The 22,149-nt window shown below is 30.6% G+C and carries 18 protein-coding genes; 3 read left to right on the top strand and 15 right to left on the bottom strand.

Annotated elements, in window-relative coordinates; translation table 11 throughout:
* Positions 1-86: 86 nt before the first annotated feature.
* Complete coding sequence (locus CLAU_RS18895) at positions 87-590, bottom strand: chromate transporter (protein ID WP_013238413.1); 504 nt, start codon at positions 588-590, stop codon at positions 87-89.
* A complete protein-coding gene (locus tag CLAU_RS18890) occupies positions 587-1,201 on the bottom strand; it encodes a chromate transporter (protein WP_013238412.1) in 615 nt (204 codons plus the stop codon). The genes CLAU_RS18895 and CLAU_RS18890 overlap by 4 nt, the downstream gene beginning before the upstream one ends.
* Positions 1,202-1,333: 132 nt before the next feature.
* Between CLAU_RS18890 and CLAU_RS18885 the strand changes: the two genes are divergently transcribed.
* Both CLAU_RS18885 and CLAU_RS18880 read left to right on the top strand, forming a co-directional pair.
* Complete coding sequence (locus CLAU_RS18885; RefSeq protein ID WP_013238411.1) at positions 1,334-2,185, top strand: LysR family transcriptional regulator; 852 nt, start codon at positions 1,334-1,336, stop codon at positions 2,183-2,185.
* A gap of 194 nt (positions 2,186-2,379) precedes the next feature.
* Entirely contained in the window at positions 2,380-3,201 is an 822-nt protein-coding gene (locus CLAU_RS18880) for a methyl-accepting chemotaxis protein (RefSeq protein ID WP_013238410.1), read from the top strand.
* Between the two features lie 198 nt (positions 3,202-3,399).
* Here CLAU_RS18880 and CLAU_RS18875 read toward each other — a convergent pair whose 3' ends face one another.
* The 3 genes from CLAU_RS18875 to CLAU_RS18865 form a co-directional block, all read right to left on the bottom strand.
* The gene (locus CLAU_RS18875) at positions 3,400-4,365 is read right to left on the bottom strand and encodes an alpha/beta fold hydrolase (protein WP_013238409.1); all 966 of its coding nucleotides are present in this window, start codon (positions 4,363-4,365) and stop codon (positions 3,400-3,402) included.
* A 42-nt stretch (positions 4,366-4,407) separates the two neighbouring features.
* Positions 4,408-4,956: a MarR family winged helix-turn-helix transcriptional regulator gene (locus CLAU_RS18870; RefSeq protein WP_013238408.1), complete on the bottom strand. Its 549-nt coding sequence runs from the start codon at positions 4,954-4,956 to the stop codon at positions 4,408-4,410.
* Between the two features lie 330 nt (positions 4,957-5,286).
* On the bottom strand, positions 5,287-5,991 hold the full coding sequence (locus tag CLAU_RS18865) for a 4Fe-4S binding protein (RefSeq protein WP_013238407.1): 705 nt from the start codon (positions 5,989-5,991) through the stop codon (positions 5,287-5,289).
* A 316-nt stretch (positions 5,992-6,307) separates the two neighbouring features.
* Between CLAU_RS18865 and CLAU_RS18860 the strand changes: the two genes are divergently transcribed.
* The gene (locus tag CLAU_RS18860) at positions 6,308-7,213 is read left to right on the top strand and encodes a helix-turn-helix domain-containing protein (RefSeq protein WP_013238406.1); all 906 of its coding nucleotides are present in this window, start codon (positions 6,308-6,310) and stop codon (positions 7,211-7,213) included.
* Between the two features lie 36 nt (positions 7,214-7,249).
* On the opposite strand, the gene CLAU_RS18855 is transcribed toward CLAU_RS18860, so the two are convergent.
* The 10 genes from CLAU_RS18855 to CLAU_RS18810 all read right to left on the bottom strand — a co-directional run bounded on the left by CLAU_RS18855 (position 7,250) and on the right by CLAU_RS18810 (position 22,136).
* Complete coding sequence (locus CLAU_RS18855; protein WP_013238405.1) at positions 7,250-8,743, bottom strand: WD40/YVTN/BNR-like repeat-containing protein; 1,494 nt, start codon at positions 8,741-8,743, stop codon at positions 7,250-7,252.
* Positions 8,744-8,858: 115 nt separating this feature from the next.
* Positions 8,859-9,314, bottom strand: a complete 456-nt coding sequence (locus CLAU_RS18850; RefSeq protein WP_013238404.1) for an AraC family transcriptional regulator — start codon at positions 9,312-9,314, stop codon at positions 8,859-8,861.
* A gap of 129 nt (positions 9,315-9,443) precedes the next feature.
* Entirely contained in the window at positions 9,444-10,019 is a 576-nt protein-coding gene (locus tag CLAU_RS18845; RefSeq protein ID WP_013238403.1) for a methyltransferase family protein, read from the bottom strand.
* A 26-nt stretch (positions 10,020-10,045) separates the two neighbouring features.
* On the bottom strand, positions 10,046-10,579 hold the full coding sequence (locus tag CLAU_RS18840; RefSeq protein ID WP_242825703.1) for a MarR family transcriptional regulator: 534 nt from the start codon (positions 10,577-10,579) through the stop codon (positions 10,046-10,048).
* Between the two features lie 487 nt (positions 10,580-11,066).
* Positions 11,067-11,681 carry a YdcF family protein gene (locus CLAU_RS18835; protein ID WP_013238401.1) on the bottom strand — a complete coding sequence of 205 codons (615 nt, stop codon included), beginning with the start codon at positions 11,679-11,681 and terminating at the stop codon, positions 11,067-11,069.
* A gap of 162 nt (positions 11,682-11,843) precedes the next feature.
* Positions 11,844-12,323 carry a 23S rRNA (pseudouridine(1915)-N(3))-methyltransferase RlmH gene (gene rlmH, locus CLAU_RS18830; protein WP_013238400.1) on the bottom strand — a complete coding sequence of 160 codons (480 nt, stop codon included), beginning with the start codon at positions 12,321-12,323 and terminating at the stop codon, positions 11,844-11,846.
* An 88-nt stretch (positions 12,324-12,411) separates the two neighbouring features.
* Complete coding sequence (gene pepV, locus CLAU_RS18825) at positions 12,412-13,803, bottom strand: dipeptidase PepV (RefSeq protein ID WP_023163436.1); 1,392 nt, start codon at positions 13,801-13,803, stop codon at positions 12,412-12,414.
* 508 nt (positions 13,804-14,311) lie between these two features.
* Entirely contained in the window at positions 14,312-15,745 is a 1,434-nt protein-coding gene (locus CLAU_RS18820; protein WP_013238398.1) for a glutamate synthase subunit beta, read from the bottom strand.
* Positions 15,746-15,756: 11 nt separating this feature from the next.
* A complete protein-coding gene (gene gltB, locus CLAU_RS18815) occupies positions 15,757-20,295 on the bottom strand; it encodes a glutamate synthase large subunit (protein WP_013238397.1) in 4,539 nt (1,512 codons plus the stop codon).
* 233 nt (positions 20,296-20,528) lie between these two features.
* Positions 20,529-22,136 carry a putative polysaccharide biosynthesis protein gene (locus CLAU_RS18810; RefSeq protein ID WP_013238396.1) on the bottom strand — a complete coding sequence of 536 codons (1,608 nt, stop codon included), beginning with the start codon at positions 22,134-22,136 and terminating at the stop codon, positions 20,529-20,531.
* Positions 22,137-22,149 lie beyond the last annotated feature (13 nt).

The following is a 22,149-nucleotide window of genomic DNA, read 5'->3' as shown; positions in this document are numbered from 1 at the left end:
TGTCACAAGTATTCATAGTTCACAAACTCTATTTGAATAAGATAACATTATTTTCTATCTTATTCAAACCGCATTGCCCCATACAATTAAGGTACTACACCTACTAAAACTGAAACTAGTAGTATAACATTTGTAGATACACGCCTTGATATCGCCAAGATAGAACTTATAGATGCAATGGCAATCGTCTCTACATCAATACCATTACTTACAAATATTTTAAATACAACTATTACACTAAAGCTAGCTATAACAATTACTACTCCATCAAGTAGTCCTTGTGTTGCTGGGTACTTTGCAATACGAGTATAGCAACGCTGAACGATTAGAATCAATAATGGCGGCAGAAGTAATGCAATACATGCTAATAGTGCTCCACGTAATCCAGCAACCAAATAGCACAAACTGACAACCCAAAGTCCATTAGGTCCAGGAGTAATTTGTCCAATTGCCAAAGATTCAGTAAATTGTTTCTGTCCTGCCCATCCATAATTTATAAAATCAGAGTGCAAACTAGGTAAGGGGCCGTAACCTCCTGAAGAAAATAAAACCGATTTAAGTAAAGTCCAAAAAAATATAACCCAGCTCATTTATTAACCCTCACCTCTTTTTTAGAAATATACCAATAAGCAGCAGCACCACATAATCCACCTAAAACATATAATAAAATTACAGATGGATTCAAAAATATATAAATAGCACCACTGCCTATCATTATTGCAATTGTTACCCCAAAAATCATAGATCCCCTTTTATAATTTTTTATAATAATAGGTTGTACATTTCTCCAATTTGTAGCTAAAGCTATACCAAAAATAGCAGCAAATACAGCATGAAGTGCAGAATGTACTTTTGATGACTTGCTAATGGAAGTATAAATCGTAGTTAATACAATTGTAACTGCTGCACTAGGCAAAATAAGTCCCACCAGGGATATAAATATTCCTATCCCTCCAGCCAACTTTTTTCCTATAAGTATCGTATATGCAATAATATTCATACCAGGTGTTATTTGACACATTCCAATAATATTAGCATATTCCTCATCTGTTATCCATTTATGCTTATAAATAAATTGTTCTTGAATAAGATATTGGGTAGTTGCGCCACCACCAAATGATGTAAAACCAATTTGTAACCATGTAAAAAATAGTTTGGTAATTGTAAAAGTATCTGATTTAAATTTATTTGTACTAATCATTTTATCTCCTTTTAATCTAAAAATTTTTCTTTAATCTTTTAATTTCAGTATATATGTTATAATGTACAATGTATAATGATACTATTTTATAAATAGTCATAACTAAAAGTAATGGATAAAGGATTAATAACTATGGATGAAAAAGATTACAAACTAATTTTGACATTATATAAATTAAAAAATATTACAAAGACCTCTGAAAAATTATTTATTACTCAACCTGCCCTGACAAAGAGAATTAAAAAAATAGAAAAAGATTTAGGTACCGATTTACTTATTCGTTCAAAAAAAGGAGTATTGTTTACCCCTTTAGGCGAAAGCATCATCCCCTATATTAAAACTGTAGTAAATACTCTAAAGCAAATGCGTGAACATGTATCCTCCAACCATAACTTTATAGGTGGAAATTTAACTGTTGGAGTTTCATTAAATTATGCACGATATCGCCTTCCTAAAGTTTTAAAAAGTTATACAGAAGCATTTCCAAATGTTGATGTCAATATAGCTACTGATCATAGCAAAAATTTATATAATAGACTTAAAAACGATGAATTTTCTATAGTTATCATACGCGGAGAATACAAGTGGGATGAAGTTACCATACTATTAGGTACTGAACCGATGTGCCTCGTATGCAGTAAGGAAAATGCAAATCTCTCTCTTAATTCTTATTCATACATTGGCAGAACTACCGATCCCATTTCACAAGGGAAAATTCAGACTTGGCTTTTTGAAAATAACATATCTATTAACAATACCAAACTTTGGGTTGACAATATTGATACTTGTTTAGAAATGGCTAAACACGGGCTAGGATGGGGTATTCTTCCAAAAATTTGCTTAGAAAACTTTGACGGTTATATTAAAGATTTATATTTTTCAGATGGAGTTCCATTTTCTCGCAGCACCTATATTTTATGTAAAAATTTTTATTGCATGCTGCCTCAAGTTAAACTATTCATACAATATTTAAAACGTAAATAACAAAAAATATAAATGAAATTTTTTAGTTTACCTCCAATACACCCACCCTTTTCAATATAATAATTTCAAACTGTTATCGACAAAAAAACTGTATTTTTAGTTTTCTATGATAAGTTAATTTATAAAAAGTATGATAAAATAAAGTGTAACTTAACAAATATAAAAAATAGTTCAATGTAGAGGGGGGTATTACAATGAAAAAGGATATTTTAGAAGCATTTTTACAAGTCATGCCTGTACTTAAAGATGTGTTACAAGAAGATATAGGGGTAACAGTTGTAGATAAAACAACGTATTTATATTATAGACCTAGTGATACACTAGATTTAAGAATTAATAAAGGCGACAATATACCAATTGGTGATCCATTACATAAGACAATGAAGGATGGTAGGATATACAGTACAATAATTTCTAAAGAAATACATGGAGTTCCATTTAAAGCAGTTACATATCCAATTAAAGATTCTGAAGGAAATGTTGTAGGTGGTGTTGGTATAGGAAAAAGTTTAGACCAACAATTTAAAGTTGAAGAATCAGCAGACAGCTTATTTTCTTCCCTTGAAGAAACCAGCGCAAGTATTGAAGAAATTAGTGCTGAATCAGAAAAATTAAACAATGTTATAGAAGATATAGTAAAAACTGCAAAACAAACAGAAAATAATATAAAAGAAAGTAATGAAATTATTAACATGATACAAAATATAGCTTCGCAATCTAACTTGTTGGGACTTAATGCAGCTATAGAAGCAGCCAGGTCAGGTGACCAAGGCAAAGGTTTTACAGTTGTTGCAAGTGAAATGAGGAAGTTAGCACAATTAAGTAGTGAATCTTCACAAAAAGTTTCTAGGGTATTGTCAAAAATAAGTAAAAACATAGAACAAACTTTTAAAACAATAAATGAAGCTCAGTCTATTTCAGAAGGACAAGCAGCCACCACTGAAGAAATAACCTCCACATTAGAAGAAATTACTGCAAGTGCCCAAACTATGGCAGACATTGCAAAGGTAAAATAAGTTTTCTATTTTGGGAATGGGTATAGATTTATGTAAAAGCCAAATCTATACCCAAAACAATCATATAGATTCACGAACAATTTTATATCATATATACTTTTCACTTACATACCATCTTTTATAAATTAATCACCATAACAGTTGAGTAGACTTATACCTCACAATGTAATTCCCTCACAGAAATTGTATAAATAATTTTTAATTTACAACATTCTCTACAATACGAATATCTGCCAAAGCATCAAAAAATAAATTGGGTTCATCTACCATTGTCATATGTCCAGCACCAGGTATTAAATATAATTTTTTATATGGGGCATTAATTTTTTTAAAGTATTCTTCAGCAATAATATAAGGGGTTTGCCAATCATTTTTACCTAAAATATAATAAATTGGCACTTTATATTCTGATGATTCTGATCTTATATCAAATTTACTCCAAAATTCCACTATTTCTTTATTTACTTTATCCATTTTCATCAATGCAGAAATATCTGACAATCTAAAAATAGGACTTCTAATTAGGCCCATAATTGCAGAAAAGTTGCTGTTAACAGCTAAACCATATTTGGCTTGAACTTTACGTAGTTTTTCAGATTCTTTCTTAAAATTAATACCATAATTGTTTCCTGGATAATCACCTAAAGCTTCAAGCTCTTTTAGAGATTTTTTATCATTGGACTGCAAAGCTAATTCTTTAACTTTTTCATAGCCAACACGCTCATTTTGAAACATACTAATAACTTGCCCAACTGCAATATAATAAGCTACTTCATCTGGATATTTTTTTATAAATATACTTCCTAAAATAGTTCCCCAGGAATGCCCAAATAAAATTATTTTTTGTTTATTATATTTTATTTTTAAGTATTGAACAATTTCAAATAAATCCTTTAGCATTAAATCAATTGTAGGGCATTTATCCGGATTTTTAGTAAATGTTTTTCCAGCACCACGTTGATCCCAGTGGACTATTGTAAAAATTCTCTCCCATTTTTCCTGAAAAATATAAGAAAGTGTTGATTCTGCAAAACCTGGCCCACCATGTAAAAACAACATTACTGGGTTATCATATTTTGTACCAGCATGAAACAAATATTGATCTATACCATTTATATGTACATATTCTTCAAAATAAATTAATCTGTTAGATTTATTTTTCATAATTTTAAATCTCCCTTTATTATTTAAGAAAATTATTAATCTCTATTCAGTCTTGTTTCTTAATCTTTCAAATTCATTTAATGTTCTTATTTTGGAATCATTTCTAAATTCACCAATTTTATAGTCAACTTCTTCTTCAAAACCATTCTGTTCTTCCCCATCAAAACTATATAATTTCTTTAATAAAGCCCATAACATTTCCATTTCTTCGATTGAAAGGTTTTGGGAAATATCAGCAAGAAATCTTATTGAATTTTCACCACAGTTTTTGAGAATCTGTTTTCCGGATCTTGTAATTTTAAGATTAACTGCACGCTTATCCAGCTGACTAGGCACAGAAATAATATAACCTTTGTTCTCTATAATAGATAGCACTCGCTTCATACTCTGTTTGGTTGTTCCTAATATTCTAGCAATATTATTAATGGTTGTTTCATTTTCTGGCAAATGGAGAATTGCTACTAAAGCCATAACCTGTCTACTTGTTAAATGTTCATAATATCCATCACCTTTTACTTGAAGTTTATTAGTGAGCGAAAAAATTGTTATATAAATTTGTTGCATTAAGAATAATGCATTGTGATTGTTCATAGATATCTCCTTTCATTTAGACATAATGCTGTCTAAATATTAACATAACACTAAAGTCTAGTCAATATTCTGTCTTTTGTTAATTTAAGTAGCTTTATCTGGTGATTACCTAATATAACACTCCCACTTAAATTACAAACCAATGTAACACATTCATATATCAATGCATTAAAGCCATATTCTTCTTATACTTAAAATTATAGGTGGACAATCCCACCTATAATTTTTTTAGGCTATATTTCAACATCATATTAAAACATAGCCTAAAAATAAAATTAAACTGTTTAATATAACACCATAACAATTTTCAAATATCACTTTGTTGCTTACCTACTTTGTCCACTTTATTTTCAACGCATCACATTTACATTGATTTAAACATTCCCCACATTTGATACACTCATTAGTATTCCATTTATTATTTTTAACCATATTAGCTACATCAAGACCCATCAAACAGTGCTCAGTACATTTTCTGCATTGAGTACATTTATCACTTTCACTTACTATTTTCAAGGTAGGTAACTTAAAAAATCTTCCTATCTTAATTCCAACATAATTAAATATATACATTGGACAGATGTATCGGCACCATGTCCTTTTGCCTGCTGCTATTGTTATCAAAATAATAGATATGGTTATTATATAGTATCGAATCAAGTCATGTACGCTGCTTATAGACATTTTAGTGTTTTGCATATGGTAAGGCAATATTATTTTTTGAAAACCACCCATTACTATGGGTGCTACTATTAAAACTAGGAAAACGCCTCCTGTTAATAATTTCAAATTAGGCAACTTACCTTTGGAACTAGTATTAGGCAACAAATCTTGTAACGCACCAAAAGGGCATATATAACTACACCATGCTCCTCCAAAGAAAACTGCAAGTAAAATCATTAATCCAAATATAATGTGCATACTTGTAAATGTTTTTTCAAAACTTCCTTGTACTATAAGAACTGGTGAAAAATAATTTAACGTAATTGGTAACAAAAAAAAGGATAAAAAACTGATTTTCTTTCTTAATTTCATATGTATACCTCACTTATAATTTTTTTAATCATACAAAAGCTTATTTAGAATAGCACGTGCTTTCATAAATCATTAAAACATCAAAAATAAGCAAGTAACAATAGGCAAAAAACCCTTTATTGCATAAAAAATAAGGATAGGGAATACTCCCTATTCCTAAATTTACACAGTTTTTACACTCTTGACTAATAATCATTATGTCTAAATCCCTTGAATTCTAAAATCATCTGTTCTATACTATATATTGCATTTGAGAAAAGATTTACTCCATTAAATCTTTTCTCAAAGTAAAATGTAACGAAAGGACATCTTTTTTATGAAAGATATTCATTTACTATTTTGTATTATTTCATTATTCACAGGTGTATCATCTATTTCAATTTCCTATTTTATCTACAATAGTAATAAAAAAAAGTCTCTAAAATTTTTCATAGTCTTGAATTTTTCTTTTTTTGCTGTTCAAAATTCAATAACATTAGGACTATACTCAAAATATGTAATTCAAGTAAGTTCATTTATTCCATGCTTATCTAAGTTTTTAGATATTGTTGGCACATCATTTAGTTCTTTATCAGGATTGTTCTTAATAAATTATCTTTTTGGCATAGAAATAACAAATTTTAAAAAAACATTATTCATTTCTATTTTTGTATTTCAATTTGTAGGAATAACAATATACTACTTATTTAGCGCCTACTATATTTTTAAGTTTGTAGTACGAGCTTCTATTATTGCTGTAATTGTATACGAATTATTTATTGGACTAACAACTTATAAACAGGTTGTGAATAAAGATTTAAGACAAGCAATAAAATCTTTTATTTTATTAACTATAGTATTTCTGCCTTTAATAATATTCGAATCATATAGTTCTTACATTCATTTCATTAAAAATATGGATATTTTAAAAATAGCAGCACTTCCTTCTTATTTCCTTGCAATTAATATTTTTAATCTTAAACTGGTTTTAAAATATTTTAACGCTCCAGCATTTATTGCTAATAATAAACTTACAGATTACTTTAAGCAAAAATATGACATTACAGAAAAGCAAGGTGAGATTATAGAACTTATCATGGAAGGAGTAACATATAAACAAATTGCTGAAAAACTTTTTATATCCCCTAAGACCGTTGATAATCATATACAAAATATTTATAAAAAATTAAATGTTAATAGTAAAATGCAGTTATCAAATTTTATACGTTCAAATGAAAAATAAAATTATTAATTCGTTTTGACACATTTTCCAAAAATCCTAATTCATTTTCTCTTCTAAATACTGCCATGTTACTCCATTATCTTTTGATTGGTACAAAGCTTTACAGCCTCCATTATAATCCCCATCAGATCCTTGTCCAACCAAAACATTGAGATTTCCACCTTTCTCATAAGGCATTCCAGGTAAATCAAAAGGATTATACGTTTTGCCACCATCTAATGCTACTTTCGTTTCTGGGAAATTTACCTTTTTATAAGATTTTCCTCCATCTTCTGTGCGGTATAATTGACCCTTGCTTCCACCACTATAAGATAAACATAAAAATCCAAGCTTATTATTCAAAAATGTTATTCCTACTGCTGATCCAAGGGACCCGGAAAACGGATCTTCATTTATCGTCTTCCATGTTTGCCCACCATCGGTAGTACCAGTTAATGAATAAGATCTACTACCCGCCGCAGCTGCCGTTACTTCTAAACGATACCCAACTTGCTTTGATAAATAAAATTGATCTTCAGCATTATTTGATTGATTATAACTCTCTTTATTGTCCTTTGAAGGTCCTGATGTTTTAATATTATTTAAATAATCTGTTAAATTGTATCTAACAGGAGTATATTTACTTTCTTTGCCCGGTACAAATACAGAAACAATATATCCTACTATTTCAGAATAGGCATTAACAGCTGAATTTGTATTACCTTTTGAATCAATATAAACAATACCATCTGTATTATATCCAAAACTTCGTTTACCAGAATAAAGAATACCATACTGCTTTTCAGGCCAGTTTCTCACTGTTTTCTTAAGTGGAATTACTTTCATTGTCTTAATTAATGGTTCTAATAGTTTGTCATCATTATAATTTGCATTTACATAACCATTTAAATATATAGTTATATTCCCTGAATTTTTGCTGTTGTAACTAATTAAATAGCTTTCTAACTCACCTTTAGCATTTTTTCCATAAAGAAATGTATCAAAAGATGTAATTTGTCCATTAGAATCAAATTTTAGACTAAAGTTATTTACAACATATAATTTTTGTGGCATATGAACTTTTTTGTTAACATCTGCAAATATCCCTTCTATACCGCTTTCATATATATTATTATGTTCAAGCTTTACAGTTCTTTTATTTTTTAAATCTCTTAAGAACCATGACAGTTTTCCATTGTAATTTATTGCACTATGGTATATTTTCACTCCATAAAAACATGTTATAAGAACTATAACTATTATAATTGTACAAGTCCATATAGTTTTGCAACGCGAATAGAACTTATATCTATCTACATTCTGGTCAGCCGCAACTGCTGGTTTTTTCGTAATTCTAATTATTAGAATTATAAACCAAGCCAAAAAGAATACCATACATCCCAATAATACAGTTATATTATTTTTAAATCGTCCAAATTTACATAAAGTATATAACTCGTAAAATGCAATCCAATATACTAGTGTAAATATTGAGTAGCCTACTATTGATGAAATTAATCCTCTCTTTGTAATTTGCTTGTACTTTCCCATTTTTCTCTACACTCCATTTTATTTTTATAGGATTTATATTTTCTATATATTATACTGCAAATTTAAAGCTGCATTAAGGGTCATGCAGCTAAATTAGAATCTGTTTTAACATTTTCTATAATATTGGTGTGCAAATTTCGCAATAATGCTTATTTATCATCTGCATAGCATAACGTTCAAGAATAGGTCTTCTGTAATCAAATTTATAATTTCTTTTTGATAACTCTGAAAATATCTCCGTCCATGCTTTTTTCACAGCATCTACTGTATGATTTATTTTAAATACGCAATATTTACCACCAATAGTTTTTCCAAATTTAATATACTTATTATCTACTTTAAATTCATCCGAAACAACTAAACATGTATCATAACGGCAATCTTTAGGTTCTGTGAATTGAGGGTTATCTTGGGCTATTCCTAATATGATTGAACTTTCATTAAATAAATTTTTTTCTCTAGCCCAACTTTTTAATTGTTCCATTATTTGAATGTTTTCTGAACCATAAGGACCCGTTCTTCGTATATAAGCAATTTTATATGATGGTATCATTTCAACATTAACATTCATAAATTTACCTTCCTTTTTAATAGATTACATCGATGTCTGAATCCATCATATAATGATTTAAAATGTATTTCAACTTATTTTTTAATTATGAAAATTTTATAGTGTAACAACCTCATAAATACTATAAATTTAGAATATATAAGGAATTAACGCCCATGATCTTTTTATATATTTCTCATATTCGTCACCAAATTCTATTATTAAAAATCTTTGTTCTCTATTTATTTTTATAATATAAGTAATTAGAATGATACAAAATCCTATAAAAGAAGTTAAACTTCCAAATGTAATAAAAGTTCCAAAAAATCCACATACCATTGCTGTATAAATAGGATTTCTTATATATTTATACGGTCCACTACAAACTAATCTTTGCCCCTCTACTTTTTGAATCGCTCCACTCCAATTTCTTCCTAATACTATTCTCGCCCATATTGCAAATAAAAGAGACAAGACTAAAATTGTAATTCCTATATATTGAGCATATCCATAATTAGGTATTATTCTATTCCATAAGAATGTATTTTTAAATTGAAAAAAGGTAATGACATAAGCAATTATTACTAATATTACATGTACTGATCTTTCTATTTTCATTTGACCACTTGATTCTTTTTTTACATTGGATCTAGTTTTTATCGCTGCTAATATCCAATAAATCCAAAATATACTCCAAATATAACTAACTATATTAATATTACTCATAAAATCCTCCCCATATTCTATTAGATTTAATCATCACTTCTAGTATAATTTTCTATAACTTCTGAAAATGTATCTTTTATTATTGAATTCATGTCATTTAAAAACCTTAATATAGCAACTTTCTCCTCATTATTATATTGAGCTATAATGTCTTTTTTCTTATTATATGATTTTTCATGAACTTTTTTATGAACCCTGGATACATCTAACCCCAATTCAGTTAAATCATAATATATTTCTTTATTATTTCCTTCTTTTTGATATTTCGAAACATAGCCTTCGTTTAATAGCTTTCTGCACATTTTAGTTATAGCACCTGTTGTCATTCCTAGTTCTTGTGCTAACTTAGTTATATTTGCATCTTCGATATATTCTATAGCCGCAATGCAATGAATTTGTGAAAAAGTAAGTTTATTTTTAATATTAGGAATAGTTACCTCATTATTCTCTTGCAATTTTTTTAGTAAAAATATGATCTCATCAACAATATCCATATTAATTTCCCCCCTCAATATTTCTTCCTTGGAAGTAATATTATAATATAATATTATTTCTTCCATGTCAATATTCTTTACATTAAATTTTATTTAATCTCCTAATGCTTATATAAATACTATAATTATTTGCTTTTTATATTCTGTATAATTGATATCCATATATAAATTTTTAAAGGATTTATTCTCAGATTTCTTAATTAAAACAAAATAAAAAGGAGATTCTCCTCCATATCAATCTGGGCTTGTTTCTCCTCCATTACTTAGTTATATTATTAAATTATCATTTATATTAAACTATACTAATTATACATCACTAACTATTCAAATTTAACCATACTATTATCTTATTTACATCATTAACATTAGAATGACCAGCTTATGAAATGTTACAAATGGCAGTCATCAGATAACTTTGAAATCCAACTCTCAGCATCTCGAATGTTATTAAATGTTCTAAAATCATTTCCTTTATTAGCTTCCATAATCATTTCTTTATACTATACAAATAATTCTTAATTTACAATATAAGAATCTTAGGAATAGTATAGTATTAGTGCCTTTTTATTTTAGTTTTGATCATTACATAATTTTCCCACATATACATAGCAATAATATAAATATAAGAGAATTCTCTTGGATAGTCAGACTTCTCCATTTGATATGTAATATTGAATTTTGATAAAAAATAGTTAGAACGTCTTAAATGCCAGGGAGAAGTTACTATCATTGCTGATGACCATTTTTTATCTTCCATTATCTTTATTGAATTTTGTATATTTTGATATGTGTTTCTTGATTTATCCTCTCTAATCAAACAACTATTGGGAATACCTAATGATTCTGCGAAATTAGCCATAATATCTGCTTCAATATATTTATTATAAACTCCTCCACCCGAACATATAATGTTATTAGCGTATCCCTTATTAAATAATTCAACTGCTTTTATAACTCTCTCTCTCATTATAGGGGAAGGTTTCCCGTCCTGTAATGCAGGAAATCCTAAAATAATTATCACATCATATCTATCCCTTTTCAATTTTGTTTCAGGAGACTTATAAAATAAAAGTGGATATAAATTGATTACTACAAGGACTATGATAATAAAAAACAAAACACTTATTGCCATATACTTTAATAAAATAATAAAAACATTAGCATCCATTTCCTTTTGTACTCCATTAATTGCGTATAATTTATAGTATTCTATAAAATTAATTATAATCCTCTTCTAAAATCTACCCTATAGTAATAATTATTTTAATTATATTTTGTATATGTACTCTCTTAACCCGCTTATATCAGCATTTTCCACAAAAAATCTAGGTCATTTGTGGTAAGGTTCACCTTTCATTATCTTAAATCCCCTGTATATCTGCTCCAAAAGCATTACCCTAAAGAGCTGATGTGGAAAAGTCATCTTGGAAAAACACAGCTTGTAATCAGCTCTTTGTAAAATTTCCCTGGAAATACCTAGAGAACCACCTATTATAAAAGCAATATTGCTCCTGCCCTGAAGTCCTAAATTTCCAATAAAATCAGAAAACTGCTCAGAAGTCATAGTATTTCCCTTTAGATCCATTGCCACTACATACATACTATCATTTATATACTTTGATATTCTTGCTCCTTCTTTTTCCCTTATAATATCTTCATCCTTTTTAGAAGCATTTTCTGGAGTCTTTTCATCCTGAACTTCCACTATATTGATTTTGCAATACCTAGACAGTCTTTTCGAATACTCCTCTACTGCATCTTTTAGGTACTTTTCTTTCAATTTTCCTACAGTAATTATTGTTAGATTCATACTTTTCTCCACTTCTAAATATTAACATGTATTATATCATAAAAATAGCACGAATTACTCGTGCTATTTCATCTTATAAATTGTAAAATTATTTTGCAAGTTCATATATTGCATGGGCATATATTTTAGCATTCATTACTAGATCCCCAATTTCAATATATTCATTAGCCTGATGATCAAGGTCTGGTTTTCCAGGGAATATTGGTCCAAATCCAATTATATTCGGAAGCTCCTTAGCATAAGTTCCTCCGCCTATTCCATAAGCTTTTCCCTCCTGGCCAGTCTCATCATTATAAACTTTAAGAAGAGTTTTAACTAACTCACTATCTTCTGCGAAATAAAGAGGTTCATCAGCTTCTACTCTTTCTATTTTGGCACCACACTCTGCAAATTTCTTAGAAAGGGTATCCATGATTTCTTCACCTTTCTTTGTAACAGGATATCTCATATCTAACCACAAATCAGCCGTCTCTTCATTGATTTCAGCAACCCCTACATTTAATGATAATTTTCCTGATGGTTTATCCTCACAGGCTATTCCAAGTGAAGTACCTTCTGTTTCAAATCCAACATATTTATTAAAGAAATTTATATAGTCTGCAAGAGGACAAGATCCTTTTGCAATAGTTCCTAAAAAGTCAAAAGTCTGCATTACAGCATTTTTACCCAATTCAGGCATACTTCCATGAGCTCCTACTCCAAATGTGTGTAAAACTACATCTCCATTTACAATTTCAGTTTTCATATTATATCCCTTTTTATCTGCAAATTCCTTTACTGCTTTAACCATATCTTCTGTATTTTTTATAGATATTACAGTTTCACATTTATCAGGAACCATGTTAGGTCTTATTCCACCTTTTAATGATTTAATTGCAATTCCACAATTGCAAGAAGTCAATTTTTTAACAACATGAAATCTTCTTATACCCTTTTCAGCATTTATAAGTGGATACATGGCATCTGGTGTAAATCCAGATACTGGAGCCTTTTCTTTCTTATTATAAACATGCATTTCAGAGCTTCCCGTCTCTTCATTTGTTCCAAAAATAACCCTTACTTTTTTTGAAAGCGGCATTTTAAGATCCTTTATAGCCTTTAATCCAAAGAGTGCTGCCATTGTTGCTCCTTTATCATCCAATGTACCTCTGCCAAAAATCTTATCTTCATGTATTTCTGCTCCATAAGGTGGATAAATCCAATTATCTCCTTCTGGCACTACATCCATATGTCCCAGAACTGCTACATAATCTTCCCCTTCACCGTATTCTGCATATCCGTAATATCCTTCTTCTTCTTTATATGTATGAAATCCAAGTTCAGCTGCAATTTCAAGAGCCTTTTCAAGTGCTTTTGCTGGGCCTTCACCAAAAGGCATACCTGGCTTTTCTTCATCTAGAGTACTTTTAATTCTAACTACCTCTTGAGTTGCCTTAATCAACTCTTTTTTCATTTCATCAACTTTTTTGTTAAGTTCCATCTGTATTCCTCCTCGTATAATAAATTTATAGTCAGTTAAATGACTGCTATCTTTAATAACCCCCTTTATAGAGAGTAATCTAAATTTCTCAATTTCAATATTTTAAATATACAAATATTATATTATACTATTTATTTTTTTAACACAACCTATCTAATATGATTATTGTATACCGTTTTCCATCCTTTTTCAATACATGTGAATTATTTATTGGATGTTCTTATTTCAAGTGCCCAATTTTATTCAATTGTCGGGCAAAACTTTTATTTTTACAAGTTATTTAAATACACCAAATCATATAATGGCAAATTTCAATTAGAATCATCTCATAGGCTTTCTAACATAAAAATAAACTTATACTTCAAATATTTTTACAATAATGAAAAATTTAAAGAGTGCTATTGAAGTTTTGCTTCAATAGCACTCTGCACTAGATTTTCTTAAGTGTTAACGGGAAAAAATTCATCATAACTATTAATTCTTAACTCTTAATTTTCAATTATTAAAATTATCCTCTGAGAGATGTTTCTCCCATTAAATATTTATCAACATTCTTTGCCACTCTTCTACCATCATTTAGTGACCAAACTACAAGAGATTGTCCACGTCTCATATCTCCTGCTGCAAATACCCCTTCTTTTGCAGTCATATAATTCACATCCGTTACCACATTACCTCTAGCATCATATTCTACACCTAGGCTGTCAAGCAATCCTTCATGCTGAGGATGCAAAAATCCCATAGCTAAAAGTATCAAATCAACTGGTTGTTCAAATTCTGTACCTGGTACTTCTACCATTTGTCTCTTACCATTGTTATCTTCCCACTTAACCTTTACACCTTTAAGTGATTTCAATACACCTTTTTCTCCTACAAGCTTTTTGGTGTTTATACACCATTCACGTATACATCCCTCTTCATGGGAAGTAGTAGTTTTCAAAGTTTTTGGGAAAACAGGCCACGGCATTGTTTTATCACGATTTTCAGGTGGCTTTGGCATAACCTCATATTGATAAACCTTTTTAGCTCCCTGCCTTATAGAAGTACCAATACAATCGGAACCTGTATCTCCTCCACCGATAACAACGACTATCTTTCCTTTGGCATTTATCTCTTCTTCTGTAATTTTCTTACCAGAAACTCTTTTATTTTGCTGCCTTAGAAAATCTACTGCAAAATAAGTGCCTTTAAGTTCTCTTCCTTCCACTTTAAGGTCTCTTGGAATAGTAGAACCTCCTGTTAAAACAACAGCATCAAAATTACCTAAAAGTTCATTTACATCGTAATTTACTCCTACATTTATGTTTGTTTTAAATATTATTCCTTCTTCTTTCATAATATTTACTCTTCTGTCAACTACATGTTTTTCAAGTTTAAAATCAGGAATACCATATCTTAAAAGTCCACCAACTTCATCTGCTCTTTCAAAAACAGTAACAGTATGACCTACAGAATTGAGCTCTGCAGCAGTTGAAAGTCCAGATGGTCCTGAACCTACTATAGCTACCCTTTTTCCAGTTCTAACTTTTGGTGGATTAGGTTTTATCCATCCTTCTTCAAAAGCCTTTTCGATTATATTAAGTTCTAGCTGCCTTACAGAAACAGGTTCTCTATTTACTCCAAGTGTACAAGAGCCTTCACAGAGAGCAGGACATATTCTTCCTGTAAATTCAGGGAAAGTGTTAGTTAATGAAAGTCTTTCAAACGCCTTGTGCCATTCATTCTTATATACAAAATCATTCCAATCCGGAATTAGATTTTCAAGAGGACATCCCCAATTACAAAAAGGAGTTCCACAATTCATGCATCTTGCTGCCTGTACATTCAATTTATCCTTAGGAAGTTTATAGTATACTTCCTTATAATCTTTGATTCTTTCCTCTACCGGACGTTCTTTTGGATTTTCTCTTTTATATTCTTTAAAACCAGTTATTTTTCCCATAGTGATACCTCCTACATATTAGAAGCAGCAGCTGCTTCTAATTTGGTTTGTTCCAGTATAAGTTTATACGCAGTAGGTATTACCCTCTTAAACTTGGTTTTATATACATCCCATTTTTCAAGAATTTTTTTAGCTTTTGCACTATCTGTATATTTATAATGTTCCTGTATTAAACTATATACTGTATTTACATCATCCTCATCTGCCATTTGTGCAATTTCAACCATTTCCATGTTGCATTTTCTATCAAAAGAATCATCTTCATCAAGTACATAAGCTATACCGCCGCTCATACCAGCTGCAAAGTTTCTTCCTGTTTGTCCTATAATAACTACTCTTCCGCCAGTCATATATTCACAGCAGTGGTCTCCTACACCTTCAGCTACAGCTATAGCACCACTGTTTCTTACTGCAAATCTTTCTCCTACAGTACCATTTACAAATACCTTTCCTGATGTAGCTCCATATAAAATAGTATTACCTGCTATGATATTCTTTTCTGCAACAAAGGTTGCCTTCTCAGGAGTTTTTATAACTATTTTAGCACCAGAGAGACCTTTTCCAACATAATCATTGGCATCTCCTTCAAGAAGTAGAGTAAGTCCATTTATTCCAAAGGCTCCAAAACTCTGTCCTGCTGATCCCTTAAAATTTAACACTATAGTATCTTCTGGAAGTCCCTTGGCACCATATTTCTTTGCAATTGTTCCACTTAGCATTGTTCCCACAGAACGATTTACATTTTTTATCTCTAAATTTGCAGTAACTTTTATCTTATCCTGTACTGCCTTTTGTGTCATTTGGATGAGTTTATAATCTATTGCCTTATCAAGTCCATGATCCTGCGGTATTACACAGTAGGATTTGATTCTCTTTGGCATATATGGTTTATAAAGTATAGCAGACAAATCCAAACCTTTAGCTTTCCAATGAGTAATAGCCTTTTTTGTCTCAAGCATATCTACTCTTCCAACCATTTCATTCATTGTTTTAAAACCAAGTTTTGCCATATATTCTCTAACTTCCTGCGCGATAAAAGTAAGGAAATTTATTATATGCTCTGGTTTTCCTTTAAAATTCTTTCTTAATTCAGGATCCTGGGTAGCTATTCCCATATCACAAGTATTTAAATGACATTTTCTAAGCATAGTACATCCCATTACTACAAGAGCAGTAGTTGCAAAACCAAATTCTTCAGCTCCAAGAAGTGCTGCAATTGCAACATCTCTACCTGTCTTTAGCTGTCCATCTGTTTGAATTCTAACTCTGCTTCGCAGGTCATTTAACAGTAGTACTTGTTGTGTCTCAGACAATCCAAGTTCCCAAGGTATTCCTGCATTTTTTACAGATGACATAGGTGATGCCCCTGTACCTCCATCATGACCACTTATAAGTATTAAATCTGCATGAGCCTTTGCAACTCCAGCAGCAATTGTTCCTACTCCTACTTCAGACACAAGTTTTACACTTATAGCTGCACTAGGATTTACATTTTTTAAATCATATATTAATTGAGCTAAATCCTCTATTGAATATATATCATGGTGAGGTGGTGGTGAGATAAGGTCTATGCCTGGTGTTGAATACCTTATTTTAGCAATATACTTATTAACCTTCCTACCTGGAAGTTGTCCACCTTCTCCTGGTTTTGCACCTTGTGCTATCTTTATCTGAATTTCATCTGCATTTGCCAAATATTCTGTAGTTACACCAAAACGTGCTGATGCCACCTGTTTTATGGCACTTCTTCTGGAGTCACCATTTGGATCTAGTACATATCTATCAGGATCTTCTCCACCTTCTCCAGTATTACTCCTTCCACCTATTCTATTCATAGCTATAGCTATAGTTTCATGAGCTTCTTTGCTTATAGAACCAAAGGACATAGCTCCTGTACAGAATCTTTTAAGAATTTCACTTACTGGTTCAACTTCTTCTATAGGTATTTCATTTCCCTTTTTAAATTGAAACAAGCCTCTTATTGTACATAAATTTTTATCTTGTTCATTTATTACTTTAGCATACTGCTTATACATACCATAGTCATTAGTTCTTGCTGCAACTTGAAGTTTGTATATAGTTTCAGGATTAAAGAGATGAAACTCTCCTCCTTTTCTCCAGGAATAGTTACCACCTACATTGAGCTCAGAAATAGGTTTTCTTATTTTATTAAAAGCATTTTTATGTCTTGCAAGTACTTCCTTTGCAACTACATCAATACCTATACCGCCTATTCTAGATGACGTACCCTCAAAATATTTATTCACAAATTCTGAATCAAGACCTATTGCTTCAAATATTTGCGCACCATGATAACTTTGCAGCGTGGATATACCCATTTTAGAAAGTATTTTAAGTATTCCTTGATTTATAGCTTTAATATAATTTTTCTTTGCTTCTTCTGGTTTAATCCCAACTATATCCTTTTCCTTTATCATTTCATCTATAGTTTGATATACAAGATAAGGGTTAACTGCAGAAGCACCATAGCTTATTAAAAGTGCAAAATGTGTAGTTTCTCTTGCTTCTCCAGTCTCTACAATAATTGAAACCTTTGTACGTGTTTTTTCTCTAATTAAATGGTGCTGAACTGCTGAAACAGCAAGTAAACTTGGTATTGCAGCCTCATAAGAATCAACATTTTTATCACTTAAAACTAATATATTGTATCCTTCTTTTATTCTCTTTGAAGCCCTCTCACAAATTTTTTCAAGAGCTTCCTTAAAACCTTCTACTCCCGTATCACATTTAAATGTAATAGGAATAGTAGTAGTTTTAAAATTTTTATCTCTCAAGCTTTTGATTTTTGATATTTCTTCATTAGTCAATGTAGGACTCTTTATCTCTATAAAAGGATCATTTGAGATTTCCCCATCTTTACCATTTAATATATTAGCCTGAGTAGAACCTATATAATTTGCAAGAGACATTACTAATCTTTCTCTTATAGAATCTATAGGTGGATTGGTTACCTGGGCAAAAAGTTGTTTGAAATACGCAAAAAGTAATTGATTTTTATTTGAAAGCACTGCAAGAGGGGTATCATTTCCCATAGACCCCACAGGCTCTTTACCATCCCTTGCCATAGGTCCTATTATTTTGCTCAAATCTTCAAGAGAGTAACCAAAAGCCTGTTGTTTTTCTTTTAATACTACAGGTGGTATTTCTTCTCTCGTCCTAACTGCATTAAACATATCAAGAGTAAATTTTAATTTAGGAAGCATTTCTTCATAAGGCTTACTCTTGCATATATCTCTTTTTAATTCTTCATCATCTATTATTCTTCCCTGGGCAGTATCAACCAAGAACATTTTGCCTGGTTTTAGTTTTCCCTTTTCCTCTATATCTTCATCTTTAAATTCTAACACTCCTGTTTCTGATGCAAGTACTACAAGACCATTTTTAGTTATCATATATCTTAAAGGCCTTAATCCATTTCTATCAAGGGTAGCACCAACTTGTACACCATCAGAAAATGCAACCGCAGCAGGTCCATCCCAAGGTTCTACAAGAGAACCGTGGTACTCATAAAAAGCCCTTTTGTATTCTTCCATATATTTATTTCCTTCCCACGCTTCTGGTATGAGAAGCATAAGTGCATGTGGTAGGGATTTTCCATCTTCATATAATAGCTCCAATACATTATCAAGAGATGCAGAGTCACTTCCACCTTCACTTATTATTGGGAAGAGCTTCTTAATATCCTTTCCGAAAGCCTCAGATTTCAGTACGCCTTCACGTGATCTCATCCAGTTTCTATTTCCTCTTATAGTATTTATCTCACCATTATGTCCAAGAAACCTAAAAGGTTGTGCTAAATCCCAAGTTGGGAAAGTATTTGTGCTGTACCTTTGATGTACTAGTGCAATGGCACTTTTAAAGTTTATATCATTTAAATCAATATAAAATTTCTTTATTTGATCTGCCAATAATAATCCTTTATAAACTATAGTTTTACTTGAAAGGCTGCATACATAAAAAGACTTTGCTGCACTTTCAAGAGTTTTTTTAACTTCATTTTCAACTTTTTTTCTGATTATATAAAGTTTTCTTTCAAAATCAGTTTGATTTTGTGCATTTTTACCTATAAATATCTGTCTTATAATAGGTTCAGTACCCTTAGCTGTTTCACCAATACTTCTATTATCTGTAGGTACATCTCTCCAGCCTAAAATTTTCTGTCCTTCTTCTTCTGCTGCCCTTTCGAGTATTCCCTCACACTGCAGCCTTATTGCAGTTTCTTTTGGAAAAAACACCATACCTACAGCATATTCACCTGGTTCAGGTAATTCTATTCCTAAATTGTCACAATTTATTCTAAAAAATTCATCTGGAATTTGGACAAGTATACCTGCACCATCTCCTGTTTTAGTATCAGCTCCTACTGCTCCTCTGTGAGTTAAGTTAACTAAAATTTTAACACCTTTTTTTACAATATCATGAGTTTTTTCACCTTTTATACTGGCTATAAATCCTACCCCACAAGAATCCTTTTCATAATCAGGATCATATAATCCTTGTTTTGAAGGGAATCCTAAATTATATTTCATGTTTTCAGCCCCCGTCTAAATTTTTTTGAATAAAAATGCATTTCCCTGACCCCCAGAAATGCATTTTAAAATTTCCTTGAATTATAGTTATTTAATTATCAAACTTGATATATTGCTGTAAAATACTAATCATGTTATAAGTTATTAGCATTTTAATAAGACTAATTTTATCATATTTTATTTTGTAATGCAAGTTTTTTAAAAAAATATTTCAATTTTCTATTTATACTATCTTATTTTACTTTTCTCAATATAAAGCCTGGTATTAATTTTCGTACTGTACCAGGCAGCAATTCCATATCCCTTTTTCTTATGCCGCCAATTAGTGCCATAGTAAAAACATATGTAATTATTCCTACTAAAACAGATACTATTGTAGAAATAGCATTTGGGATATACGCAATCTTTATAAATCCAAATATAAAATCCATGGCAAACGAAGAAGCAAATACAACTATTCCCATCATTACAGAAGCAATTGCTGGTTTAACAGCATGTCTTATAAGACTAACTTTTGCATTTAAAGATTTCCTAATAATTATATGGTTTAATATTATAGGTATGACAAATCCCACTATACTTCCTACTATTGCCCCTAATATATTTATATTAGGGATTGCAATAAGAACATAATTTATACATATTTTGACTACTATACCTATTACAGAATAAAATGTAGCAGTAAACAGCTTTCCAACACTTTGCAAAATGGTTGTTTGTATTTGCATTATTGACATAAGTACAAGCACTATAGAACCACATTCCATAATATAATATGCTTTTCCAAACTTTAAAAGCTCGTATATATGGCCACTTAAAACAGAAAATCCAACTGCACAAGGTATCGCAATTAAGAAACAAAGTCTGAAAGAGTAGTTTATCTTATCTTTTACCCTTTTTCTATCCTTAACTGCAAAAGCTGCTGATATTGCTGGAAGTATTGCTGCGGAAAGCGAAGATATTATAGCAATAGGAACATTCAAAAGCTGCTGATATTTGTTTAAATATCCATAAAGTATAGTAGCATTGGTATCACTTATTCCTCCAACCATAAGCCTTGTTTTAGTATTGGTTAAATCCACTATACTTCCAGCATAGGTCATTCCTACACATAAAGTTATAGGAACTCCATATTTTATAATTTTTTTCACAAGCTGTGATGTGGTGAGTCTTGTCCTACTTACTTCCACATAATTTTGAGGAAGCTTTATTTTTTTATTTTTTTCATAACAGTATATCAAAAATGTAGCAGAAGCGAGAGCTCCAAAAGAAGTTCCAATAGGTCCTCCAGTACAACCTACTTCTACTCCATATCTCATTAAATAGGCTGCAAATACAAGTGCAAATATGGTATTTACTATTTGTTCTATAACCTGTGATACTGCTGTAGGTGTCATGTTTGCCCTTCCTTGAAAATATCCCCTATAGGCAGAAGCAATGGAAGTGAAAAATATAGCTGGTGCCAAAGTTAAAAGCGATAAATACGCCTTGTTATATTTTGTTATACTAGCTAAAGGCCCTGAAAATATAATTAGAAAAGATGCCATTACTATTCCCAAAATGACCAGAATAAATCTAGCTATTTTAAATCCCCTTACTGCATCTCTATAATTACCTACTGCATTCAATTCAGATATAAGCTTTGATATAGCTACAGGTATACCTGCATTCGTAAGTACGAAAACAAAGGCATATACCTGATAAGATGCACCATACAATCCATAACCCTCTTCACCTATTATTTTCATCATAAGTGGTATATATATAACAGATAATATTTTTACGGCCATCCCTGCCATAGAAAGTATGGCAAAACCTTTAGTTGTTGACTGCTCTTTCATAATTTAAAACTCC

Origin of the sequence: Clostridium autoethanogenum DSM 10061 (assembly GCF_001484725.1) — a bacterium.
Lineage (GTDB): Bacteria > Bacillota > Clostridia > Clostridiales > Clostridiaceae > Clostridium_B > Clostridium_B ljungdahlii.
This window is presented reverse-complemented; position numbering and strand designations above follow the sequence as displayed.